This window comes from Corynebacterium sp. (assembly GCF_030532325.1).
Classification (GTDB): domain Bacteria; phylum Actinomycetota; class Actinomycetes; order Mycobacteriales; family Mycobacteriaceae; genus Corynebacterium.
The window spans coordinates 12,162-34,172 of record NZ_JAUNLS010000023.1 but is presented as its reverse complement, the minus strand read 5'-3'; the positions used below and the strand labels follow the sequence as shown (position 1 = coordinate 34,172).

Sequence of the window (22,011 nt, the reverse complement as noted above, 5' to 3'; positions counted from 1 at the left end):
CTTACGGGTCACGTAGGTGTAACCGGTGCCCGCAGTGGACTTCAGCTTGATGATCGGACGGATATCGTTACGTGCCATCTGTTAAATCTTCTCCCCACGTGCGCGAATCTTGGCCACGACGGACTCGATGCCGTCACGGTCGATGATCTTCATGCCCTTGGTGGAAACAGTCAGGGTGATGGTACGGCCCTCGGAGGGCAGGTAGTAGCGACGACGCTGCACGTTGGGGTTCCAACGGCGCGAAGTGCGGCGGTGCGAGTGCGAGACCTGCTTGCCGAATTGCGGCTTGCGGCCCGTTACCTGGCAAATAGCCGACATGGGTCTTCTTTCTCCTAGCCGCCCACATCGTGGCGACTAACGGAGTGCCTTACCGCGGTGAGGCGCGGTGCTCTGAAAGTGAGGATGAGCAGGTGGCATGTTCCGTTAAACACCAGTTGACGGGGCGTAAAACGATTACTTTGACAACAGCAAGGGGAAATCTTACATCCCCCACTGGCCATTTACCTAATCGCCTCTGCTGGCGCGCGGTGTACTCCGTGCTGTGAATCCTCGGCGCATGGTTGCTGCATGCTTGCCGACGGCCCCCGCGGCGGGGTCCCTGGCGGCATTTAGGTTTTTCGCTGCCTTAACTGTACTATGAGCAAGGTTGTCGACGTTTGTCGCACACTCTGTAAGTTTCGATACCCAACTCGGGCACGATCCTTGCCGCACAGCTCGCTGTGACGCCGCGGGAACCGACCCGTAGTTTCAACCCTGAGGGAATCTGCATATGAAGAAGGACATCCACCCGGATTACCACCCGGTGGTCTTCAAGGACGCTGGCACTGGCTTCCAGTTCCTGACGAAGTCCACCGCCACCTCCGACCGCACCGTCGAGTGGGAAGATGGCAACGAGTACCCGCTGATCGTCGTTGACGTGACCGCTGAGTCCCACCCGTTCTGGACTGGTGCACAGCGCGTTATGGATACCGCTGGCCGCGTTGAGAAGTTCAACCAGCGCTTTGGTGCCATGGCTCGTCGCAAGAAGAAGAACGCGTAAGGAGGATAGAAGAAAATGGCAACTCCTAAGTTTAAGAAGTCCCGCGCGAACACCCACTCCCGCCGCTCCCAGTGGAAGGCTGACAACGTCGCCCTCCAGGAGGTCACCATCGATGGTCAGACCGTGCGCATCCCGCGTCGTCTGGTCAAGGCCGCCAAGCTTGGCCTGGTTGATGTCGAGCAGTTCTAAGCTTCGGCTACGAGTGTTTGCTTAAAACGCTTTTCATTCACCCCCGCCCGCACCGCAGTGCGTCGGCGGGGGTGTTTGCTTTTGGGGCACATGGCCGCTGCCCTGGCTCTATAGTCTGCGTTTATGCATGCGATTGCCCCGACGTGCCGCTGCGGGTATTTAGTGGTGTGGGGGCAGTGTTGACCTCGTCACTTCGTGTGTCCGGGACTTTTAGTTCATAATTGTGAGCATGAAAATTTTGGTCGTGGATGACGAGCAAGCGGTACGCGAATCTCTGCGCCGCTCCCTGCGTTTTAACGGTTATGACGTCTCCCTCGCCGCCGACGGTGTGGAGGCAGTGGAACTGGTGAGCAAGGAGAATCCGGATCTGCTCATCCTCGACGTGATGATGCCCAACATGGACGGCTTAGAGGTCTGCCGCACGCTGCGCAGCGGCGGGTGGGATCACCCGATTCTCATGCTCACCGCCCGCGATGGCGTCTCTGACCGCGTGGCGGGGCTCGACGCCGGCGCTGACGATTACCTGCCCAAGCCCTTTGCGCTGGAGGAGCTGCTCGCTCGCGTGCGTTCCCTGGTGCGGCGCGCTACCGCCAACGCCAACAGCGCCAAGCAGCCGCAGGAGACCACCCTGCACTTTGAGGATCTCACCTTGGATCTCGATACCCGCGAGGTCAGTCGCGGCGACCGTCAGATCTCCTTGACACGCACCGAGTTCTCCTTGCTGCAGTTGCTCATGGAGAACCCGCGCAAAGTACTCTCGCGCAATGTCATCCTGGAGGAAGTGTGGGGATACGATTTCCCCACCTCAGGCAACGCGCTCGAGGTTTACATCGGCTACCTGCGCAAGAAGACCGAAGGGGAAGGGGAGTCGCGCCTCATCCACACCGTGCGTGGCGTGGGCTATGTCCTCAGGGAGAGTAACTCGTGATTTTGCGGAAGCCAGCGGGTCCCGCCGAGGCTTCCGCTGGCGAAGAGCTCACTCCCGTCTCCGCCTTCCATGGCCGGCGGGATAGTTGGGCTTCTCGGGCGTCGCTGCGGTGGCGCCTTTCTTTGGTTACCGGCGTGGTGGTGGCCGTCGCTGTCGTGGTGATGACCCTGGCCACCTACTGGATTGTCTCCGCCGGCCTGACCGCTAGCGTCGACTCGAAGCTGGAGCGCAAGGCTGATACCTTGATTGAACGCTGCCAGGATCCGGAGTTCGTGGACAACATCGACGAGGAGATCGCCGAGTTTAAGCTCTATCACCCGCACACTCGCGTGGCCGTGGCCCCGCCCTCGTGGAGTTTTGCTTACGGCGACGCCATCCCCGTCGGTGGCAATTTCCAGCGCGACGGCGCCTTTACAGAAACCTCAATCCGCACGGTCGGGAGCGAGCGCATCATCGCCAAGCGCCACGACATGGGCGCCACCGTGGTGCTGGCCAATAGCTTGGACAGCACCAACGAGCTCATCGGGGCGATCGGCTCCATGCTCTCCATCCTCGTCGCCCTGGGCTTCCTGCTGGCCATCTTTGCTGGCCTGGTGGTCTCCAGGACGGGCATGCAGCCTATCGCGCGCCTGAAGCGTGCCGCGGACTACGTGACCCAAACCAACGATCTGCGCCCCATCGAGGTGGTGAGCAACGACGAGATGGCGCAGCTGACGGTCTCCTTCAACAACATGCTGGCGGCCTTGCAGGAATCGCGTATCCAGCAATCGCAGTTCGTCGCCGATGCCGGCCACGAACTCAAGACGCCGCTGACCTCGATGCGCACCAACATTGAGCTGCTTATGATGCTCAACCGCTCCGATAGCGCCTACGGCATCAGCGAGGAGGACCGCCGCGATCTCGAGCGCGACGTCATGAGTCAGATGGCGGAGATGTCCACGCTCATCGGTGACCTCGTGGACCTGGCTCGCGAGGACGCCTCGGAGAAGGAGCCGGAACCCGTCGAGCTGCACGACGTCCTCGAGGGCTCCCTCAACCGCGCGCGGCGCCGTCGCCCGGACGTCGAATTCCGCGTGCGCTTCATTCCCTGGGTGCTCGACGGCGATCCCTTCGCCCTGGGTCGGGCCACGCTCAACCTCATGGATAACGCTGCCAAGTGGTCCCCGGCCTCTGGCGTGGTGCGCGTGTCCATGCATCAGGTTGGGGAGGATAAAGTCTGCCTGCGCGTCGATGACTCCGGCCCGGGCATCCCGGTGGAGGAGCGCAGCAAGGTCTTCGAACGTTTCTACCGCTCCGCGGAGGCCCGGTCCATGCCGGGATCGGGCCTGGGCCTGGCAATTGTCAAGTCGGTGGTTGAGCGCCACCACGGTGAGATTCACGTTAAGGAGTCCTCGGACGGCGGCACCCGCATGGAGGTCATCCTGCCGGGCCACCCGGGGGAGGGCACCGCGCTTGTCGACGGACTCGATGACACCGAGCTCGACACCGAGGAGCGTCAGCCGACCGATAGGGGCACCATCTTCGCGTAACGCTGGTTCAACCAAGAGTAGGGTTGAGGCACTACACTCGCAGCTCAAGGCGTACAGATAACGTACAGAATCTTTTAGGGCTCTAGCAGTCCGGTTCCAGACGCACCCCAGACGGATAAGGCACACTACTCGCTATGAACATGAGGAACTCGAATACGAATAATCCGGGTCAGGGTTACCCGGATGAGGGCGCAGGACGCACCGGCTCCTTCGGCGCCCCCTCTGATTCCCGGGGATGGAACCAGCCCCGCTCCGATCACTTCCCGGCAGCCGGCGGCGGCCAGTACCCGCCTTTCGCGCAAGGACCCAATGGCCCCGGCCAGAGCGGTCCTGGCCACAACGGCCCCAGCCAGCCCCTGCAGGGAAACACCTCCCAGACGCCCGGTAACTTCGGCCCCTCCTTTGAACAGTACCCGGCGCCTGGCGCTGAGCCTAGTGGGCCTGCTGGGTCTACCGGGCCGCACGGGCCCACTGGCCCTCACGGTGACTCCACCATCGCCTTCGTGCCTCAGGAACCAAAGAAGGAAAAGCGCAGCGTGGGCCTGGGCACCGCGCTGGCCATGATGCTCGTGGGCGCAATCGCCGCGGGCGGCATCACCGGCGTGGCCGTGGGCGGGCTGAACAACAAGAATGACACCTCCGCGGTCAACGAGGCGCTGCACAATGCGCCGGTGGCTAACAGCACGGGCAAGGAGCCGGAGGCCGGTTCCGTTGAGGCCGTGGCCGCCAAGGTGCTGCCCGCCGTGGTGTCCATCTACACGCTGACGCCTGCGGGTGGTGCCGAGGGCTCCGGCTCCATCATCTCCCCGGACGGCTACGTTCTGACCAACCACCACGTCATCGCCGGTGCGGACCGCAATGGGCGCTTGGAGGTCACGCTGAACGATGGCTCCCGGCACACCGCCACCTTCGTTGCTTCCGATCCCAACACGGACGTCGGCGTGATCAAGATCGATGACGTGCAGGATCTGCCCCACCTGCAATTCGGCGATTCCGACGCCGCCGCGGTGGGCCAGCAGGTCGTCGCCGTGGGCTCCCCGCTGGGTCTCAACGCCACGGTGACCTCCGGCATCGTCTCCGCCAAGAACCGCCCGGTGCGCGCCTCCCAGGAGGGCGGTGAGAGCTCGCTGATCGACGCCATCCAAACCGACGCCGCCGTCAACCCCGGCAATTCCGGTGGCCCGCTGGTGGATATGGAAGGAAACCTCGTCGGCATGAACTCGATGATTGCTTCCCTGTCCTCCGGTGGGGGCGAGGCCGGGTCCATCGGCCTGGGCTTTGCCATCCCCTCCAACTTTGCCAAGCGCATGGCTGATCAGCTCATCAACGACGGCGTGACCAAGCACCCCACATTGGGGGTCAAGGTCAATGCTCGTGACCTCGGCAACGGAGCGCAGATCGTGGAGGTCGAGCCGGGCGGCCCGGCCGATAAGGCGGGCTTGCGCCGCGGGGATGTGGTCACCCGTGTCAATGACCGCCTCATTGAGAACGCCGATGCTCTCATCGCGGCCGCGCGCTCCCAAGACTTTGGCGCCAAGGTGACCCTGGAGGTCAAGCGCGGCACTAGCGAGGAGACTCGTCAGGTAGAGGTAACGCTGACGAGCGAGTAAGTTAATCCCTACTAATGCATGCCGGATACTGTGTTGCGCGCCACTGAGGCGCGTGGCTCCTGGTATCGGGCAGCGTATGTCGACCGCCCTTGAAGGAGCACCATTGGCTGAGCACACCGAGCCCCAAGCGTCCACCACGTCCGCGTCTACAGCATTGGTGGGCAGCGAGTCCTCCTCGGCTTTTCTCAACGCCTCCGAACCGGATGATGCCTACCTCTTCGCCAGCGAGGGGGAGAAGACCGTGCGGGCACCCCGCCGCGCGCTGGTAGTCATCGTCACCGATCACCCGGACGAGCACGCTGAAGATACCTCCCGCCTGGCGGGGGAACTGCTGGCGGAAGCCAAGTTCACCGTCGATGCGGCAGTGATTGTCCGCTCCAAGAAGTCCAAGATCCGCCAGGCCATCGAGACAGCCGTCGTCGGCGGCGTGGACTTGGTGCTCACCATTGGCGGCACGGGCGTCGGCCCGCGCGATAAGACTCCGGAGGCTACCCGCAGCGTCCTGGATCAGATGGTGCCGGGCGTGGCGCAGGCCCTGCGTTCCTCCGGCCAGGCCTGCGGCGCGGTGGACGCGTGCACCTCCCGCGGCATTTCCGGCATTTCCGGTTCCACAGTGGTGGTGAACCTGGCTGGCTCGCGCGCCGCTGTGCGCGATGGCATGGCCACGCTCACCCCGCTGGTCCACCACCTTATTGACCAGCTGCAGGAGTACAGCGTCTAGTGGCTACGCCCCGTAAACGCCGCCGCGCGGTGCGCATTTCCGACGCCCCCGATTATGACCGCACCGCGGACCGCCCCGAGTTTGTTTCCGCCTTTGGCCCCGAAGAGTCCCAGGGCGGGCAGGACTCCTCCCGCAACGTCGAGCTCGATGAGTTCTCCGCGGAAGAGCCTACGGGCGAGGCCTTCTACCGCGAGCAGATGCCGCCGCACTACGGCGAGAACTAGCTGAGCGAACGCTCTAAGCCTTAGTCCTGCGCGCTGTGCTTGCCCGTGGGCGCGGAGGAATCGGCTGCACCAGCGGCACCGGTAGCGTTGGCAGCGCCGGTGGCGGTGGCAGCATTCTGCGCCTCGAGGAGGTCACGGATCTCAGCCAGCAGCTGCTCGGTGGTCGGTGCGGGCTCCTCCGGGTCAACGTTCTGGCGGCGCTTAGCGTGCTCGCTGATCTTGTTCAGCGGCATGACGATGAGGAAGTAGACCACCGCGGCGATGATGAGGAAGTTGATAGCTGCGGTGATCACAGCGCCGAAGTCCACCTTGGTGGAGGGATCATCGGTGATCTGAATGGCTAGGCCGCCGACCTCCGGGGAGCCGAAGGAGTTGATGAGCGGCTGGATCAGGTTATCGGTCACCGCGGTGACAATTGCGGTAAAGGCGCCGCCGATAATGACGGCTACGGCAAGCTCGATGACATTGCCGCGCAGAATGAAATCTTTGAATCCCTTGAGCATGGGAAAGTAGATCCTTTCAGTGGGAACAAACAGAAAACAGCGCGCTGAGAGTACAGGGCACTGAGAATGCAGAGCGCTGAGCTCACTGTGTGCTCAGCGGAAAGCAATCAGGGGACTGCAATCGAGGTGACTCTAGCGGTTTTTCATTGATGTCTCAACAGTTATTAAGAAAGCGACCTAATCCCGGCTCGGAGAGGAATCAGTGTGCGGATGGGCGCGGTCGCCGACGATGACCACGGTCAGCGGTTGGCTTAGCGAGGCCGCTGCCACAATTTCTGCTGAGTCAGCTGCGAGGGCGAGCAGTACGGTGTCTGGCCGAGCTTCCTCCTCGGGGGCGCCCACCGCCACCACACGCGCCCCGCTGGCGATGGTGGTGTGGGAGGGCGGAGTTGGGTTTTCTGCATCAGGTCTGGAGCCCATGGCCATGGTTGGCTCGCCGTTGCCTGCGATGACGTTGACCGTGTCCCCGTGATGCAGGTGGGGCAGGATGTCGGGCTCCGCAAGTTTGACCGGGATCATGTGTGACTCGCCGCCGCCCACCAGGTCCGCCACGAGTTCCGTGCTCAGCACGCGGGAGGAGCTGAGAATTTCCCCTTTGCCTATCGCCGCCACGCTTACCCGGCCCACGGCCTCGGCCGGATCGCTGCCCAGGCTCGCGGAGGGGAGCATCTCCGTGGGGACGCGGGCGGTGGTGATGTCCTCGGCCTGCAGCTCGTGGCCGGCGGGGATTTCCCGCGCGGCCACCAGCGCGGTGGGGTGATCGCGCGCTGAGGTGAGAGCGCTGAGCGCGGCGGCTATGACTAAGACGGCAGCGAGCACTCGGCGTATGAGCACGTTGCGGCGGTGGCCAGGAACAGTAAGGGACGTTGGGATGCGCATGCCTTATTAGACTGCGCGCGGCGGCGTGCGGTTCCCGGCGAGCTGGTGCTCGCCGTGCTCGAAGCAGTCGAGCTAGAGCCAGCGCATCTCCCGCTCAGTGAGGACGCCGTCTACCACGCAGTCGTGGGCTTCGGCGGGAACGTCGAGGATTTCGGAGGCATAGACCAGTGCTACCTTCGGTGGCTGGCCCGTCGGAAGCGGCTGCAGGGCGCGGTCGTAGTAGCCGCCGCCCTTGCCCATGCGCGCGCCGCTGGGGCTGATGGCCATCGCCGGCACCAGCAGCATGTCGAGCTCGGCCAGCAGGGAGCTATCGTGGCGCGGCCCGGTGGGCTCTGCAATACCCATGGCGCCCGGGCGCATGGCCTCTCGGCCCTCGAAAAGCGCCCATTCTAGCTTTCCCTCGCCGCAGGTTATAGGAAGGTACACCTCGGCGCAGCGGCCGGCGATGAATTCCACAAACTCAGAGCCGCCGGGCTCGGAACCCAGCGGATCGTAGGCGGCCACCTTCATGCTTGGGGTGAGCAGCTGCTGCACACCGGAGCGGAAAGCGGCGTTGGTCTCCTCCCTTTCTTCCGGTGTGCGCTGCTTGCGAGCTGCGAAAAGCTCGGCGCGCAGTGCCTTCTTGGCGGCGGGGATATCCTGTACATCGTGATCCATGCACCCGAGCATAGCGGTGAGGAAATCCTTTGATGCATGCCTTGTAATGCACGGGGTAGAGACCCATGCACTGTAGAGTCGATCTTATGGCTATTGCACACGAGGAATCCCCCAGCGGGATCGCTACAGTTGTTGTTCCTGCTGCGGGCATGGGTACTCGCTTTTTACCGGCGACGAAAACCGTGCCCAAAGAACTGCTCCCCGTGGTTGATACCCCGGGTATTGAGCTGATTGCAGAAGAAGCTGCGGCCGTGGGCGCCGAGCGCCTGGCGGTCATCACCGCACCCAACAAGCAGGAGGTCATGCGCCACTTCGACGCCTTCCCGGATCTGGTGGAGACCCTTTCCGCGCGCGGCAAAGATGAGCAGGTGCGCAAGGTCAAGCGCGCCGCCGAGCTCATTCACCCCATTTCGGTGGAGCAGGAGAAGCCGCTGGGCCTGGGCCACGCGGTGGGCCTGGCGGAGTCCGTGCTGGGCGAGGATGAAGAGTGCTTCGCCGTCATGCTGCCGGACGATATTGTCCTGCCCGCCACCGTCATGGCCGATATGGCCCGCGTGCGTGCGGAGCTGGGTGGCTCGGTGCTGTGCGCCTTTGAGGTAGAACGGGAAGAGACTTTCAACTACGGCGTCTTCGATATTGAGGACACCGAGGACCCGAACGTGAAGAAGGTCGTGGGCATGGTGGAAAAACCGGACCCGGCCGATGCCCCCTCCACGCTGGTCGCCACCGGCCGCTACCTGCTGGACACTAAGATTTTCGATGCGCTGCGCCGCATCACGCCGGGCAAGGGCGGGGAGCTGCAGCTGACCGACGCCATCGAGCTGCTCATCCAGGAAGGCCACCCCGTGCACGTCGTGGTTCACCACGGAAAGCGCCACGATTTGGGCAACCCGGGCGGCTACATCCCGGCCAACGTGGACTTCGGTCTGCGTGATGAGAAGTACGGCCCGGCGCTCTACAAGGCGATCAAGCACATCATCGCCGAGTATGAAGAGGAGCACGGGCTCTAAAGTAAGCAGGGGTTCTACAGTAAGAACCAGAAAGATCACTGCGGACCTTCCCCACGTCCACAAGGTTTTCAGGAGAGGCGATAGACCATGCGTTCAGTTGACGATCAACTCGCGCTCATCACTGATGCGGCGGTGACCCCGGAACCGGTGCGCATCGCCATCGCAAATGCCCTCGGGCTGATGTGCGCCGAGGAGGTCCAGGCCAACCAGCCCCTGCCGGGCTTCCCGCAGGCGGTGATCGATGGCTACGCGGTGCGCGCGGTGGACGTGGGCGGTGAGAGGGCGCTGAAGGGGCGTCGTCAAGCAGAAGCAGAGGATGAGGAGACCGGCCCCGAGGTTGAGCGCTCCCTGCCCGTGGTGGGGGAGGTCCCGGCCGGCTCGCGCCAGCCGCTGCGCTTGCAGCCGAAGCAGGCGGTGCGGGTCTACACCGGGGCCCCGTTGCCCACGCTTGCCGACGCCGTCCTTCCCCTCGAATGGACCGACCGCGGGCGCAAGCGCGTCACGGCGCATCGCCCGGTGCGCTCCGGCGACTTCGTGCGCCGCGTGGGCGATGACATTCAGCCCGGTGACGTAGCTGTGTCCTCCGGAACCATTATTGGGCCCGCACAGATTGGCCTGCTGGCGGCGGTGGGGCGCTCCAAGGTGCTGGCGTATCCGCGCCCGCGCGTGACCATCCTCTCCTTTGGCAAGGAACTGGTGGATATTGACCGGGAGCCGGGCCTGGGCCAGATCTTTGACGTGAACTCCTACTCCCTGGCGGCGGCGGCCAAGGAGGCCGGCGCGGATGTCCACCGCGTGGGCATCGCCGAGGGAGAGCCGCGGCGCGTGCGCGAGGCGCTGGAAACCTACATCTCGCGCAGTGAGGTGCTGGTGATTTCCGGTGCCGTGGGCGGCGCTGGATCCGAGGCCATCCGCGAGGTGCTCCAGGAGCTCGGGGATATCGATACCACCCGCGTGGCGATGCACCCCGGTTCCGTCCAGGGCTTCGGCCTGCTGGGCCAGGAGCGGATTCCGGCCTTCCTGCTGCCCTCCAACCCGGTCTCGGCGCTGGTGATCTTCGAGGTCTTCGTGCGCCCGCTCATTCGCCTTGCCCTGGGCAAGCGCACGGCCCATCGGCGCGTGGTGCGCGCGCGTGCGCTCAACCACATCCAGTCCCGCCCGGGGCGCCGCGGCTATATCCGCGCGCGGCTCATGCGCGATGCGGAGACCGCCGACTACCTGGTGGAGGGCCTGGGTGGTGCCGCGGGTGCGCCCGCGCACCTGCTGGCTGGTTTGGCCGAGGCGAACGCGATGATTCGCATTCCTGAGGACGCCACCGAGATCCGCCCGGGTGACGTTGTTGACGTCCTCTTCCTGACTCAGCGCAGCTAGCCCGCACACCAGTCCACACGACCATGCTGAACTTTTGTGGTGCCGCGCAGCGGCGGCTGAGTGGCCCTGCCTGGGGGCCGACGAATCCCGAACACCCAGGATGGCCTGAGGCCACCCCGGTGGTGGAGCTGCCCGCCTCTGCGGTTTTTCCCCAGGGAGCGCGGCTACGCCTGCGCCCCGTCCTGCGCACCGACGGGCCTGCCTGGCGCAGCCAGCGCATCGAGGATCAGCGTTCCTTGCAGCCGGTGGAGCCCACCCTTCCGACCTCCTGGCAGGAGGCCCACACGCGCAACGCGTGGTGGAATCACCTCATGTTCCTGCGCGATTCCGCCCGCGGCGGGATGGTGGTGCCCATGGCCATTGAGGTCAACGGGCAGTTTCGCGGCCAAGTCACGTTGGGCAACATTCAACACGGCGGGATTAGCGAGTGCTGGATTGGCTACTGGGTGCACTCGCGAGTTCACCGCGCCGGGATTGCCACCGCCGCCTGCGCGCTGGGTGTGGATCACGCTTTCCGCCGGGTGGGCTTGCACCGGGTGACGGCGACTTATATGCCGGAAAACCCCTCTTCCGGCAAAGTGCTTAAGGCCAATGGCTTCCGCGAGGAGGGCTTCCTGCGCCGTAACCTGCACATCGACGGCGCGTGGCGTGATCACCACCTGGTGGCTCTTAACCGCGAGGACTTCACCAGCACCGCCGTGGAGCGCCTGCGCGAGGCCGGCCGAATTCTTTAGGATTCCAGCCGTGCCCGGCTCGGCCACTGTTTTCACATGAGTCACAAGATTGTAATTTGGCCGCTTTCGGTACCCGGATTATGGCTCTGAGCGGCTAAGGTTGTGTGCATTACCTGTCCCCGACGGAAAGCGTGTGACGCATCGTGTCTGTTGCCGTACCCATCATCCTCATCATCGTGGTGTGGCTTTTTGTCTTGGCCCCGTGGCTGCTGCGCTCGCAGCGTCCGATGAGCCACACCGGCGAGGCCTTTGACGATACCCGCGTGCTCTTCGAGGGCGATTCTGGCTCCGTGCAGGGGCGCCGCCGCCCGCACCTGCGCGGCGCGGCCGCCACCGTGCAGTCCGAGCAGGACCACGAGACCGAGGACGAGGCTGCACCGCATGCGCAGGATACGCAGGCCAAGCGCGAGGTCGTCGATGCAGACGCCGAGGCTGGCCGCGTTCCGGGCAGTGATTCCATCCCGACGGTCCTGGGCTCTGCTGAGGAGGAGCGCACGAACAACGCCGAGCGCGCCGAGGTGGCAGAGACCATCGACGGCGAAGTCGTGAGCGAGTCCTTCGTCGATGTTGAAGACGCTCAAGGTGGGGCTGACGCAGAAAGCGCACCGCCGGCCAAGGCCGCTGCCCAGGACTCCGAGGAGGATGACTCTGAGGATGATGAGATCCTCATTGAGGATGAGCCTGCCCGCGCACAGAGCGAGGACGCAGCCACGGATGCGGATTCCGCGCAGCGCGCCGAGGGGACGGACGCCGACGGCGAGACCGAGGGCTACGACGGCGAGGTCTTTAGCGCTCCGGTGGTCTCCGCGGTGGCGGAGGACGCCTACGAGCTCGATGAGTCCTACACCTCCCCGGTGGATCTGATGTACCCGGGAGCCGTGGATTCCGCGGTGGTTGACTCCGCCGAGAACGAGGCCGATGCAGACGCTGACGCCGAGGGCGCAGCCAGCGCCGAGGACACCGAGGAAAGCTTCGCGGACGAGGCCGCTGCCTCCGAGGACATGTCCACGGACCTCTCCGAGGAAGACGTTGCCTTCGCACAGCGCCGCCTCGGCCGCGGCGGATGGGATCCGGTGGCCGATAAGGCAGCCTCCGCCACCCGCTACCAGCGTCGTCAGCGCACGCTGCTAGCGCTGGCGGCGGCCGTTGTGGTGACGGTGGCATTGGGCATCGTCGTGGGCGGCTGGACCTGGTGGCTGGCGGCCATCGCCGGCGTGCTCAGCGTGGTCTACCTGGTAGCACTGCGTTCCCAGGTGCGCGCTGAGCAGGAGCTGCTGCGCCGACGCGTGTACCACCTGCGCCGCGCGCGTCTTGGCGTGCGCAACGGTGAAGACACTGCGGCCGACCTTCCGCGTAACCTGCGCCGCCCGGGTGCGGTCATCCTGGAGCTGGATGATGACAGCCCGGACTTTGATTACCTGCCGCTGCACTACGGTGACGATGAGTACGACGGCTTCGACGGGCCGCACGCTGGCCGCGGCCCGCGCCGCGATGACCTCGCAGCCCGCCGGGTGAGCTAGCGCCTGCAGCCGGGTGCTGCTCGTCGTGTTCCAACTAGTCGCGCCAAATCCCGGAACAGCCCCTGCGGTGGGAGCCCACCAGATGGGCATCCACCATACCAATGGCCTCCATGAGCGAAAAGCAGGTCACCGGACCCACGAAGGTAAAGCCCTCCTTCTTCAGAGCTGCGGACATGTCCTTGGCCTCAGGGATGAACTTCGGGATATCCGCCAGTGTGTGAGGATGTAGGTTCTCCTCCGGCATGAAGCCCCACAGGAACTCGTCTAAGCCGCCTTTCTCCCGCAGCGCTACCGTGGCCCGCGCGTTGGTGATAGCCGCGCGGATCTTGCGCTCGTTGCGGATAATGGCGGCGTTGTCCATGAGCCTAGCCACGTCCTCCTCATCGAAGGCGGCGACCGCATCGGCGTCGAATCCGGCAAAGGCCTCCCGGAAGGCCTCGCGCTTGCGCAGCACCGTGGCCCAGGACAGCCCGGACTGGAAGCTTTCCAGGCATAGCCTTTCTAACAGCCCGGATTCCTCGTGGATGGGCATGCCCCACTCGGTGTCGTAATACTCCTGCAACAGCGGGGAGGTCATAGCCCAGGCGGGCCGGGCCAGGCCATCGCTGCCGTAGACCAGCCCCGCGTCGGGGTTGGCCGTGGGCGAAGGGCTAGCGCTGCTCGTCGTGCTCGGTGTGTTTGTCTGGTTTGAATCGGTCATCGTCGGGGTGCGTGGTGGGATCGTGGTGCTTTCGGTTGCTAAAGACGTAGTTGCTCTAGAAGAAGATGAAGAAATTGTAGGCATGCTCTATTAGACTGCGCCGGCGCCTGATTGGTTCCGGGCCTCGAGCGCCAGCAGGAATGCCTTGGCGCTTGCGCCGCCGCGGTAGTGCCCGGTGCTGCCATCGGCGCGAAGCACGCGGTGGCAGGGCACGATGATCGGTACCGGGTTGGTGGCACACGCGCTGCCTGCGGCCCGCGCCGCACTCGGGCGCCCGGCCCGGGCGGCCAGCTCGCTGTAGCTCCATGTGTGGCCGTAGGGGATCTCCCGCAAGCAGCGCTGCGCCTGGGCGCGGAAGGTGATGGGAGAGGGGGCATCGACAAGCACGGCGAAATCCCGGCGGCGGCCGGCGAAGTACTCCGCCAGTTCCGTGCTGGCCTGCTCCAGGACAGGGGAGGTTCCGCGCACGCAATGAACGGGCGGGGTGAAGTCCTCGGCGGCGAAGGCGATGTAGCTCAGGCCACGCTGGCTGGCCAGCAGGGTCAGAGGGCCGATGGGGGAGTCGATGGTGCACCACGTGCGGGGCTCGGCGGCGTCCATGGGCGGTCCTTTCAATCGCGGAGGCTGTGGAGGGTAGTCTAATAGCCATGAATAGACCCGCCGTACGCGATGCCGCGTTGCTCGTCCTGCGCGCCGTGCTTGGGATCATCTTCGTTGCCCACGGGGTGGACAAGATGTTCCTACGCGGGATGGATGAGACCATCGGGCAATTCTCCGCGTGGGGCGTGCCGCAGCCGAAGCTCTCGGCTTATCTGTGCTCCCTCGCGGAGATGGTAGGCGGCTCGCTGCTGGTGGTGGGACTTCTGACCACGTTCTTCGCCGGCCTGCTGGCACTGCTGGCGGCCTGCGCGCTGTACTTCGTGCACCTGGGCCACGGGCTTTTTGCCACCGACGGCGGCATCGAGTACCCGCTGGTGCTCATCGTGGCGCTGTTGATGATTGTGGTCTTTGGCTCCGGCCGCGCCAGCCTGGATGGGGTGTTAAGCGATGTTGACGCATGAGCAGGTGCAGGCGGCGATCTCCGCGCAGCTGGACGGCGAGCCGGTGCCGCTGAGCCAGGACATCATTGATACCCACGTGCACAATTGCCCGGAGTGCGCGGCGTTCCGGGAGAAGGCCGCGGCGCTGTCGCGCTCGCTGAGCACCGTGGAACCCGCCGCCGGCATGGCCCCGCCGCGCGATCTCTCCGAATCCATCTTGGCCGAGGTGGAACCAGAGTGGCAGCGTGCCTCGAGCGCCCGGCATGCCTCCCTCACCGCCGCGCGGATCGTGGTGGGCGTGTTGGCGCTGGCCTTCCTGGTGTGGGCCGTGGCCATGGTGGTCAGCTCTTCCGGCCTGGCCGTGCAGGGCGCGGAGGGCACACTGCAACCGGACGCTGATCCGGATAAGGCTAGCCTGCTCATTGAGGGCGCGGCGATGCGCTTTGCCTTGGCCAGCGGCTTGGCTTTTGCGGCGTGGCGCCCGCAGTCCGCGCCCGGGCTGGCCCCGGTGGCCTGGACGATGTTCGCTTTCCTCTTCGGCTTTGGCATGCGCGATATCGCCTTGGGCACCATGACCATGAGCCAGATCTACGCGCTGCTGGCCAGCGGTGCTGCGGCCCTGGGCGTGGGCTGGGTGTGGGCCGCCGACAAAGGCTATTTGCTTGCCGACGCCTGGCGATCCCTCAGCGCGCAGCCGCGCTAGGTTCTTTGGTGCGCAGCCGCGCTAGGTCCAGCTGGGCAGCCACATCATGGAGTTGTACCAGGAATCCGGAATGAGCAGGCCATAAAGAATGGGGGAGAAGTACGCAAACATGGCCACCACCAGCGCCATGTAGCACACGGCTGTCAGCGTTCCGGAGGCCAGCCGCCCGCCGTAGACCTTGTGCAGCCAGGCCCAGGAAACCTGTGTGCCGCGACCGATCATCTGGCCGAGCGCCAGCGCGATGAGCACGATGACAAAGGGAATAAAGGCCGCGGCGTAGAAGAAGTACATCTGGCGGTCAAAGGCGGCCAGCCAGGGTAGGAAACCAGCGGCGAAGCCCACCAACGGGATGAGGAAGGCCCGGTTGCGGCGCACGATGAGTGACCACAGACCCCACAGTACGGCCGGGATGACGGCCCACCAGATGGCCGGGGTGCCAAAAAGGAAGAGCATCCGGCGGCAGGTGTCCTCACCGCACTGGATGTCGGTAGAGGAGTAGTAGAGGATGGGCCTCGCGCCCACCAGCCAGGCCCAGGGCTTGGAGTCCCACGGATGGCTGTGCCCGCCGGAGGAGGTCAGCGAGGCGTGGAATTCTAGCACGGAGAAGTGGTAGTAGAACCAGCCGGCGAGTGGCTCCGGCAGGAGCATGAGCAGGGAGCCATCCTCGATGGTGCCGTCCACCTTGGCGTGGCGGTAGACGGCGGTCTCATCGGCGAACCACGCGCGCCAGGACCACAGGTAAAGCGCGGCGGGAACCGCCACCAGGGATGCCAGGGCCGCCGGGGTATCGCGCACCAGGGTGCCCACCACGTAGCGGCGTACGCCGTAGCGGCGGCGCAAAGCCAGGTCTGAAAACACGCTCATCAGGCCGAAGAACATGATGTAGTACAGCCCGGACCACTTCACACCCAGGGCCAGGCCGAGCATGACGCCGGCGCTAAAGCGCCACCAGCGGAAGCCAAAGCGGGGGCCGAAATCCGAGTCCCCCATGGTTCCGGAGATGAAGGCGGTGTGCAGGCGCTGGCGCATCTGCTCGTGATCGTGGGTCAGGGCCCAGGCGGCGGCCACAACGAAGAAAACCTGGAAGATGTCGAGCATGCCGAACTTCGAGGAGACCAGCAGCACGCCGTCACACACGGCGAGGAGGCCGGCCAGCGTGGCCACTTGCCAGGACTTGGAGAGCTGGCGGGCCAGGGCCATCGTCAGCAGCACGGTGCCGGCTCCGAAGAGGGCAGTCATAAAGCGCCAACCCAGTGGGGTGTAGCCAAAGACGGCCTCGGAGAGCGCGATGATCTGCTTGGCCAGCGGCGGGTGAACCACCAGGCCGTAGCCGGGGTTGGACTCGATGCCGCCGAGGAAGAGGTTGTCCCAGCTCAAGACCATGTCCCAGGCCTGCGGGACGTAGTGCTTCTCATCGAAGATGGGGGTTCCTTGGGAGACCGGCGAGGTCAATCCTGCAAAGCGGGTGACCAAGGCCAGGAAGCCGATGACACAGGTGCTGATCCAATCGGCCTTGCCCCAGGCGTAGCTGCGGGGTGCAGGCGGGGTGGCCACGGCGTGGGCGCCACGGTAAGGGGCTCGTGTCGGGGCAGAAGCAATACTCACCCGGATGAGTTTAGGGCACACCCGCGCCCGTGTGGAATGCTAGGCGGTATGAGTTTCTCCCTAGATCCCCTCCCGCGCGGCGTTATTCTGGCCGCGACCCCGTTGGGCAACCCCGCGGATGCCTCGGCGCGGCTCATTCACGCGCTGGGGCACGCCGACGTCATCGCGGCGGAGGATACCCGCCGGGTGCGCGCTCTGGCCCAGGCTTTGGGGGTGGAGATCCGTGGAAAGGTGGTCTCCAACTTTGATCACAACGAGCAGGAGCGCGCGCAGCGGCTCATCGAGTCCGCGCGCTCCGGTAGCGTCCTGGTGGTCAGCGATGCCGGCATGCCGCTGGTATCTGATCCGGGGCACTCCATCGTGCATGCCGCCGCTGAGGCAGGCGTGCCGGTGACCTGCTTTCCGGGGCCGTCCGCGGTGCCCACGGCGCTGGCGCTGTCCGGGCTGGGCGTGGGGCATTTTCTTTTCGATGCCTTCCCGCCCCGCAAGCCGGGCCCGCGCAAGGCGTGGCTGGAATCTCTCAAGGGCGAGCGCCGCGCCATCGTCTTTTTCGAATCCCCACATCGAGTAGGCGCCACGCTGGCCGACGCCGCCGAGGTCCTCGGCGCCGAGCGCCCTGCGGCGGTGTGCCGCGAGCTGACCAAGACCTACGAGGAGGTCAAGCGCGGCACGCTGGGGGAGCTGGCGGAGTGGGCGGAGGACAACGCGCGCGGGGAGATCACCGTGGTCATCGAGGGCGGTGCGGAGGAGCCGCAGTCACTCGAGGATCTGCTGGCGCAGGTAGCTCAGCTTGTGGAACAGGGCGTGCGCGCCAAGGACGCCTGCAAGCAGTGCGCGGCCGGCTCGGGAGTGTCCAATCGCGAGCTTTACGACGCCTACCTGCAGTACAAGAGCCAGGAAAGCTAGACCGAGCTCGAATGGGTAATAGCGGGCAGACGATAGCGACGCAGCCCACATAAATCGCCTAATATTGCGAACCGTTGCCAAATCGTTACACTTTGGGTGAACCCAGCGTGCCGGGCAGGTGTGATAATCCTGCCTTTTACTGGGGCTTTAGCTGTCTAGAGGGTACGATGCCAGGTTCATAACCGGGTGAAAAGCGCCTGCATAAATCCTGAAAAGTGGCCCGTGGGCTGCGAAAATCCTGATTTTCAGGTTGACGCGCCACTGTGTTGTCACACACCCTGGATGGCATGACAAAACCAGAAGACCTTTCGAATCAAGGGGGCACTCCTGCGCCTGAGGAGCAGGGGAACTCTACTAGTCAGTATCTCACCGTTGACGAACAACTAGACGCAGCCTCGGCCACCAGCCAGCTGCAGGACATGTTGGAGAACGACTTCGACGCGGCCAAGGTCAAGGACCCCAAGGTCAAGATCGCAGCGGACTCCGACGATGCACCGATCGACTGGACCATTGTCTCGATCGCCGGCATTCTCATCGCCGCCATCGTGGCCTGGGGCCTGAGCGCACCGGAGAACTTTGGCAACTTCGCCTCGGCGGCGCTGTCCTTCGTGGTCAATGACTTCGGCTGGGCCTACGTTCTCTTCGGCACCATCTTCGTGGTCTTTGTTATTCACATCGCCTTGTCCAAGTTCGGCAGCATCAAGCTTGGCCACATGGACGAGGAGCCGGAATTCTCCACCACCTCGTGGATCGCCATGATGTTTGCCGCCGGTATGGGCATCGGCCTGATGTTCTACGGTGCTTCCGAGCCACTGAGCTATTACCTCAACGGCGTGCCCGGTCACAATGAGAAGGAAGTGGGCACCGCCATGGCCACGGCGATGTTCCACTGGACCCTGCACCCGTGGGCCGTTTACGCCATCGTGGGCCTGGCCATTGCCTACTCCACCTACCGCGTGGGCCGCCGCCAGCTGCTCAGCCAGTCCTTCGTCCCGCTCATCGGCCAGAAGGCGGCCGATGGCTTCCTGGGCAAGATCATTGACATCCTGGCTATTTTCGCCACGGTCTTCGGCACCGCCTGCTCCCTGGGCCTGGGCGCTACGCAGATTCAGGCCGGTCTGCAGGCCTCCGGCATCATCGAGGATCCCTCCCAGCAGGTCGTCGTGGGCATTGTGCTGGTGCTGACCCTGGCCTTCATCGTCTCCGCGCTGTCCGGTGTGGGCAAGGGCATTCAGTACCTGTCCAACGCCAACATGATCCTGGCTGCCTTGCTGGCCATCTTCGTGTTCATCCTGGGCCCGACCGTCTCCATCCTCAACCAGATCCCGGGCTCCATTGGTAACTACCTCAACAACTTCACCGAGATGATCGCCCGCACCGCCGAGTCCAACAATGGCCAGGCAGGTGAGTGGCTCTCCAGCTGGACCATCTTCTACTGGGCATGGTGGGTCTCCTGGTCCCCGTTCGTGGGCATGTTCCTGGCCCGCATTTCCCGCGGCCGCACGGTGCGCGAATTCTGCGTCGGCGTTCTTCTGGTGCCGGCCGGTGTGTCCACCCTGTGGTTCGCCATCTTCGGTGGCACCGCCATCAAGATGGAGCAGACCGGCAACTCCATCGCCGGCGAGTCCGCAGAGCAGGAGCTGTTCAACCTGCTGCACAACCTTCCGGGCGGCGCCATCGCCGGCATCGTGGCGGCCATCCTGCTGGCCACCTTCTTTATCACCTCGGCTGACTCCGCGTCCACGGTCATGGGTTCGATGTCCCAGTCCGGTGCCTCAACGGCGAAGCCGTGGCTTTCGGCCGTGTGGGGTGCACTCACCGCGGCAGTGGGCCTGACCCTGCTGCTGAGCAGCGAGGACTCCCTGTCCAACCTGCAAAACGTGACCATCGTGGCGGCCCTGCCCTTCCTCTTTATCGTGGTGGGCCTGATGTTTGCCATCTATAAGGACTTGAGCAACGACATCATCTATCTCGAGTACCGCGAGGCACAGGCATTCAACCGCAAGCTGGCTCGCGAGCGTCGCCTGCACCGCGAATACCAGCGCTCGCAGGAGCTCAAGGCACGCCGCCAGGAGCGCCGCGCACAGCGCCACGAACAGCGCGCCAAGCACTAGTTCTTGCACACCGCGTGCAGGGTGCGGTGAGAGCCCGCCCTGCAGCGATACAGCAGCGATACAGCCGCGAATCACTGGCGAAGTCACTGCGAATCAGCCCGTCGGCACGGAACCCACGTTTCCGGCCGGCGGGCTGTGTGTTTCGGGGCCTTATCGTGCGGCGTCGATGCTGGCTTCGATAGAGTAGTGCGCATGACTGAGTCTGTAGTAGTTAATGTTGCTTGGCCCTACGCCAACGGCCCGCGCCACATCGGCCACGTGGCCGGTTTCGGTGTTCCTTCGGACGTCTTTGCACGTTTCCAGCGAATGCGTGGCCGCAACGTTCTCATGGTCTCAGGCACCGACGAGCACGGCACCCCGCTGCTGGTACAGGCTGATAAGGAAGGCGTGTCCGTGCGCGAGCTGGCGGACCGCTACAACCGCCAGATCGTCAACGATCTCGCCGGCCTGGGTCTGTCCTACGATCTCTTCACCCGCACCACCACCCGCAACCACTACGCGGTGGTCCAGGAGCTGTTCAAGGGCCTCTACGAGAACGGCTACATGATCAAGGAGACCACCCAGGGCGCAATCTCGCCCTCGACCGGCCGCACTCTGCCGGACCGCTACATTGAGGGCACCTGCCCGCTGTGCGGCGCCGAGGGCGCTCGTGGTGATCAGTGCGATAACTGCGGTAACCAGCTCGACCCGATCGATCTCATCGACCCCGTGTCCAAGATCAACGGCGAGACTCCGGAGTTTATCGAGACCGAGCACTTCCTGCTGGATCTGCCTTCCGTCAAGGACGCCCTGGAGCAGTGGCTCAACACCCGCGAAGACTGGCGCCCCAACGTGCTCAAGTTCTCCCTGAACCTGCTGGAGGACATGCGCCCGCGCACCATGAGCCGCGACATCGACTGGGGCATCCCCATCCCGGTGGAGGGCTGGGCCGAAAACGGTGCGAAGAAGCTCTACGTGTGGTTCGACGCGGTCATCGGCTACCTCTCTGCCTCCATCGAGTGGGCCCACCGCACCGGTAATCCGGACGCCTGGAAGGAGTTCTGGAACAACAAGGAGGCCCGCCACTACTACTTCCAGGGCAAGGACAACATCACCTTCCACTCCCAGATCTGGCCGGCGGAGATGCTGGGCTACGCGGGCAAGGGCTCCAAGGGCGGCACGCTGCACAAGTACGGCGAGCTCAACCTACCCACGGAGATTGTCTCCTCAGAGTTTCTCACCATGTCCGGCTCCAAGTTCTCCTCGTCCAAGGGAGTGGTGATCTACGTCAAGGACTTCCTCAAGGAGTTCGGCGCGGATCCGCTGCGTTACTTCATTGCCGTGGCAGGCCCGGAGAACAATGACACCGACTTCACCTGGGACGAGTTCGTGCGCCGCATCAACAACGAGCTGGCCAATGGCTGGGGCAACCTGGTCAACCGCACGGTCTCCATGGCGCACAAGAACTTCGGTGAGGTTCCGGCGCCCTCGGCTCTGGAGGAGGCGGACAAGGAAATCCTGGCCCTGGCGGAGGAGACCTTCGAGCAGGCCGGAGCCGCCTTGGAGCTGTCCAAGTTCAAGCAGGCCATCACAGCCATCATGCACGTGGTGGGTGAGGCCAATGCCTACATCGCCGCCATGGAGCCGTGGAAACTGGCCAAGGACGAGAGCCAGCGCGAGCGCCTGGCCACCGTGCTGTGGACCGCGCTGCAGGTGGTCTCCGACTGCAACACCATGCTCACCCCCTTCCTGCCCTTTACCGCACAGAAGGTGCACGAGACCCTCGGCCGCGAGGGCGTATGGGCTGCGGAGCCGCAGGTGGAGGACGTCGTGGATGACATCCCGGTGGAGCTGGTGGGCGTGGGCCTGCCGGAGGAAAACCACCCGTACCCGATCATCACCGGTGACTACACCGCGCAGCAGGCGGTGTGGAGGCGAGTGGAGGTCACCCCGGGCACCCCACTGAGCAAGCCGAAGCCGTTGATCAGCAAGCTGGACCCGGAGCTGGCAGAGACCGGCCCCGAGTGGGCGCCGGTGGCCAAGTAACGTT

24 protein-coding genes are annotated in these 22,011 nt (G+C 64.5%); 16 read left to right on the top strand and 8 right to left on the bottom strand.

The window, feature by feature from the left end:
• Nucleotides 1-78: 50S ribosomal protein L33 (rpmG, locus tag Q4E25_RS10505; RefSeq protein WP_303156871.1), on the bottom strand; the 78-nt coding region annotated here is incomplete at its 3' end.
• 3 nt (nt 79-81) lie between these two features.
• Nucleotides 82-318, bottom strand: coding sequence for a 50S ribosomal protein L28 (gene rpmB, locus Q4E25_RS10500; protein ID WP_303156863.1), 237 nt, complete (start codon nt 316-318; stop codon nt 82-84).
• 451 nt (nt 319-769) lie between these two features.
• Between rpmB and Q4E25_RS10495 the strand changes: the two genes are divergently transcribed.
• The 7 genes from Q4E25_RS10495 to Q4E25_RS10465 all read left to right on the top strand — a co-directional run bounded on the left by Q4E25_RS10495 (nt 770) and on the right by Q4E25_RS10465 (nt 6,240).
• On the top strand, nt 770-1,039 hold the full coding sequence (locus Q4E25_RS10495; protein ID WP_303156861.1) for a type B 50S ribosomal protein L31: 270 nt from the start codon (nt 770-772) through the stop codon (nt 1,037-1,039).
• A 15-nt stretch (nt 1,040-1,054) separates the two neighbouring features.
• On the top strand, nt 1,055-1,228 hold the full coding sequence (gene rpmF, locus Q4E25_RS10490; RefSeq protein ID WP_010187615.1) for a 50S ribosomal protein L32: 174 nt from the start codon (nt 1,055-1,057) through the stop codon (nt 1,226-1,228).
• A 229-nt stretch (nt 1,229-1,457) separates the two neighbouring features.
• A complete protein-coding gene (locus Q4E25_RS10485) occupies nt 1,458-2,156 on the top strand; it encodes a response regulator transcription factor (RefSeq protein WP_303156858.1) in 699 nt (232 codons plus the stop codon).
• Nucleotides 2,153-3,685, top strand: coding sequence for a cell wall metabolism sensor histidine kinase WalK (locus Q4E25_RS10480; protein WP_303156856.1), 1,533 nt, complete (start codon nt 2,153-2,155; stop codon nt 3,683-3,685). Before Q4E25_RS10485 ends, Q4E25_RS10480 begins: the two co-directional genes overlap by 4 nt.
• A gap of 134 nt (nt 3,686-3,819) precedes the next feature.
• Nucleotides 3,820-5,295 carry a trypsin-like peptidase domain-containing protein gene (locus Q4E25_RS10475; protein WP_303156853.1) on the top strand — a complete coding sequence of 492 codons (1,476 nt, stop codon included), beginning with the start codon at nt 3,820-3,822 and terminating at the stop codon, nt 5,293-5,295.
• 154 nt (nt 5,296-5,449) lie between these two features.
• Nucleotides 5,450-6,016, top strand: coding sequence for a molybdenum cofactor biosynthesis protein B (locus tag Q4E25_RS10470; RefSeq protein WP_303156869.1), 567 nt, complete (start codon nt 5,450-5,452; stop codon nt 6,014-6,016).
• Nucleotides 6,016-6,240 (top strand): hypothetical protein, encoded by a 225-nt coding sequence (locus Q4E25_RS10465; protein WP_303156852.1) that lies wholly within the window; start codon nt 6,016-6,018, stop codon nt 6,238-6,240. Before Q4E25_RS10470 ends, Q4E25_RS10465 begins: the two co-directional genes overlap by 1 nt.
• A 20-nt stretch (nt 6,241-6,260) precedes the next feature.
• Here the strand turns inward: Q4E25_RS10465 and mscL are convergent, their stop codons facing one another.
• From mscL to Q4E25_RS10450, 3 genes are all read right to left on the bottom strand, one after another.
• Nucleotides 6,261-6,743, bottom strand: coding sequence for a large-conductance mechanosensitive channel protein MscL (gene mscL / locus Q4E25_RS10460; RefSeq protein ID WP_303156849.1), 483 nt, complete (start codon nt 6,741-6,743; stop codon nt 6,261-6,263).
• A 177-nt stretch (nt 6,744-6,920) separates the two neighbouring features.
• Entirely contained in the window at nt 6,921-7,622 is a 702-nt protein-coding gene (locus Q4E25_RS10455) for an SAF domain-containing protein (protein ID WP_303156847.1), read from the bottom strand.
• A gap of 72 nt (nt 7,623-7,694) precedes the next feature.
• Complete coding sequence (locus tag Q4E25_RS10450; RefSeq protein WP_303156845.1) at nt 7,695-8,279, bottom strand: 5-formyltetrahydrofolate cyclo-ligase; 585 nt, start codon at nt 8,277-8,279, stop codon at nt 7,695-7,697.
• Nucleotides 8,280-8,365: 86 nt separating this feature from the next.
• Between Q4E25_RS10450 and Q4E25_RS10445 the strand changes: the two genes are divergently transcribed.
• The 4 genes from Q4E25_RS10445 to glpR all read left to right on the top strand — a co-directional run bounded on the left by Q4E25_RS10445 (nt 8,366) and on the right by glpR (nt 12,914).
• Nucleotides 8,366-9,289 (top strand): UTP--glucose-1-phosphate uridylyltransferase, encoded by a 924-nt coding sequence (locus Q4E25_RS10445; RefSeq protein ID WP_303156844.1) that lies wholly within the window; start codon nt 8,366-8,368, stop codon nt 9,287-9,289.
• 87 nt (nt 9,290-9,376) lie between these two features.
• Complete coding sequence (gene glp / locus Q4E25_RS10440; protein WP_303156842.1) at nt 9,377-10,660, top strand: gephyrin-like molybdotransferase Glp; 1,284 nt, start codon at nt 9,377-9,379, stop codon at nt 10,658-10,660.
• Between the two features lie 23 nt (nt 10,661-10,683).
• Nucleotides 10,684-11,394 carry a GNAT family N-acetyltransferase gene (locus tag Q4E25_RS10435; RefSeq protein WP_303156840.1) on the top strand — a complete coding sequence of 237 codons (711 nt, stop codon included), beginning with the start codon at nt 10,684-10,686 and terminating at the stop codon, nt 11,392-11,394.
• Between the two features lie 143 nt (nt 11,395-11,537).
• On the top strand, nt 11,538-12,914 hold the full coding sequence (gene glpR / locus Q4E25_RS10430) for a gephyrin-like molybdotransferase receptor GlpR (RefSeq protein WP_303156839.1): 1,377 nt from the start codon (nt 11,538-11,540) through the stop codon (nt 12,912-12,914).
• 34 nt (nt 12,915-12,948) lie between these two features.
• Here the strand turns inward: glpR and Q4E25_RS10425 are convergent, their stop codons facing one another.
• Both Q4E25_RS10425 and Q4E25_RS10420 read right to left on the bottom strand, forming a co-directional pair.
• Complete coding sequence (locus Q4E25_RS10425; protein WP_368502633.1) at nt 12,949-13,614, bottom strand: DNA-3-methyladenine glycosylase I; 666 nt, start codon at nt 13,612-13,614, stop codon at nt 12,949-12,951.
• Nucleotides 13,615-13,704: 90 nt separating this feature from the next.
• Nucleotides 13,705-14,214 carry a methylated-DNA--[protein]-cysteine S-methyltransferase gene (locus Q4E25_RS10420; protein WP_303156836.1) on the bottom strand — a complete coding sequence of 170 codons (510 nt, stop codon included), beginning with the start codon at nt 14,212-14,214 and terminating at the stop codon, nt 13,705-13,707.
• A 47-nt stretch (nt 14,215-14,261) separates the two neighbouring features.
• Between Q4E25_RS10420 and Q4E25_RS10415 the strand changes: the two genes are divergently transcribed.
• The gene (locus tag Q4E25_RS10415; RefSeq protein ID WP_303156832.1) at nt 14,262-14,675 is read left to right on the top strand and encodes a DoxX family protein; all 414 of its coding nucleotides are present in this window, start codon (nt 14,262-14,264) and stop codon (nt 14,673-14,675) included.
• Nucleotides 14,662-15,357 (top strand): zf-HC2 domain-containing protein, encoded by a 696-nt coding sequence (locus tag Q4E25_RS10410; RefSeq protein ID WP_303156830.1) that lies wholly within the window; start codon nt 14,662-14,664, stop codon nt 15,355-15,357. Before Q4E25_RS10415 ends, Q4E25_RS10410 begins: the two co-directional genes overlap by 14 nt.
• Before the next feature lie 21 nt (nt 15,358-15,378).
• Here Q4E25_RS10410 and Q4E25_RS10405 read toward each other — a convergent pair whose 3' ends face one another.
• Nucleotides 15,379-16,962, bottom strand: coding sequence for a dolichyl-phosphate-mannose--protein mannosyltransferase (locus Q4E25_RS10405; protein WP_303156828.1), 1,584 nt, complete (start codon nt 16,960-16,962; stop codon nt 15,379-15,381).
• Nucleotides 16,963-17,010: 48 nt separating this feature from the next.
• On the opposite strand from Q4E25_RS10405, the gene rsmI reads away from it, so the two are divergent.
• The 3 genes from rsmI (at nt 17,011) to metG (ending at nt 22,007) form a co-directional block, all read left to right on the top strand.
• Nucleotides 17,011-17,868 (top strand): 16S rRNA (cytidine(1402)-2'-O)-methyltransferase, encoded by an 858-nt coding sequence (gene rsmI / locus Q4E25_RS10400; protein ID WP_303156824.1) that lies wholly within the window; start codon nt 17,011-17,013, stop codon nt 17,866-17,868.
• 419 nt (nt 17,869-18,287) lie between these two features.
• Nucleotides 18,288-19,982, top strand: a complete 1,695-nt coding sequence (locus Q4E25_RS10395; RefSeq protein WP_303156866.1) for a BCCT family transporter — start codon at nt 18,288-18,290, stop codon at nt 19,980-19,982.
• Between the two features lie 192 nt (nt 19,983-20,174).
• Entirely contained in the window at nt 20,175-22,007 is a 1,833-nt protein-coding gene (gene metG / locus Q4E25_RS10390; protein ID WP_303156822.1) for a methionine--tRNA ligase, read from the top strand.
• Nucleotides 22,008-22,011 lie beyond the last annotated feature (4 nt).

What these genes read in the sequence shown, in the direction of transcription:
- Q4E25_RS10395 (WP_303156866.1), top strand. Translation starts at nt 18,288, where the DNA reads ATGTTGGAGAACGACTTCGACGCGGCCAAGGTCAAGGACCCCAAGGTC.
- glp (WP_303156842.1), top strand. Translation starts at nt 9,377, where the DNA reads ATGCGTTCAGTTGACGATCAACTCGCGCTCATCACTGATGCGGCGGTG.
- Q4E25_RS10450 (WP_303156845.1), bottom strand. Translation starts at nt 8,279, where the DNA reads ATGGATCACGATGTACAGGATATCCCCGCCGCCAAGAAGGCACTGCGC.
- Q4E25_RS10485 (WP_303156858.1), top strand. Translation starts at nt 1,458, where the DNA reads ATGAAAATTTTGGTCGTGGATGACGAGCAAGCGGTACGCGAATCTCTG.
- Q4E25_RS10445 (WP_303156844.1), top strand. Translation starts at nt 8,366, where the DNA reads ATGGCTATTGCACACGAGGAATCCCCCAGCGGGATCGCTACAGTTGTT.
- rsmI (WP_303156824.1), top strand. Translation starts at nt 17,011, where the DNA reads ATGAGTTTCTCCCTAGATCCCCTCCCGCGCGGCGTTATTCTGGCCGCG.
- Q4E25_RS10415 (WP_303156832.1), top strand. Translation starts at nt 14,262, where the DNA reads ATGAATAGACCCGCCGTACGCGATGCCGCGTTGCTCGTCCTGCGCGCC.
- Q4E25_RS10420 (WP_303156836.1), bottom strand. Translation starts at nt 14,214, where the DNA reads ATGGACGCCGCCGAGCCCCGCACGTGGTGCACCATCGACTCCCCCATC.
- Q4E25_RS10475 (WP_303156853.1), top strand. Translation starts at nt 3,820, where the DNA reads ATGAACATGAGGAACTCGAATACGAATAATCCGGGTCAGGGTTACCCG.
- rpmB (WP_303156863.1), bottom strand. Translation starts at nt 318, where the DNA reads ATGTCGGCTATTTGCCAGGTAACGGGCCGCAAGCCGCAATTCGGCAAG.
- metG (WP_303156822.1), top strand. Translation starts at nt 20,175, where the DNA reads ATGACTGAGTCTGTAGTAGTTAATGTTGCTTGGCCCTACGCCAACGGC.
- Q4E25_RS10495 (WP_303156861.1), top strand. Translation starts at nt 770, where the DNA reads ATGAAGAAGGACATCCACCCGGATTACCACCCGGTGGTCTTCAAGGAC.
- Q4E25_RS10435 (WP_303156840.1), top strand. Translation starts at nt 10,684, where the DNA reads ATGCTGAACTTTTGTGGTGCCGCGCAGCGGCGGCTGAGTGGCCCTGCC.
- Q4E25_RS10410 (WP_303156830.1), top strand. Translation starts at nt 14,662, where the DNA reads ATGTTGACGCATGAGCAGGTGCAGGCGGCGATCTCCGCGCAGCTGGAC.
- Q4E25_RS10425 (WP_368502633.1), bottom strand. Translation starts at nt 13,614, where the DNA reads ATGACCGATTCAAACCAGACAAACACACCGAGCACGACGAGCAGCGCT.
- mscL (WP_303156849.1), bottom strand. Translation starts at nt 6,743, where the DNA reads ATGCTCAAGGGATTCAAAGATTTCATTCTGCGCGGCAATGTCATCGAG.
- rpmF (WP_010187615.1), top strand. Translation starts at nt 1,055, where the DNA reads ATGGCAACTCCTAAGTTTAAGAAGTCCCGCGCGAACACCCACTCCCGC.
- Q4E25_RS10455 (WP_303156847.1), bottom strand. Translation starts at nt 7,622, where the DNA reads ATGCGCATCCCAACGTCCCTTACTGTTCCTGGCCACCGCCGCAACGTG.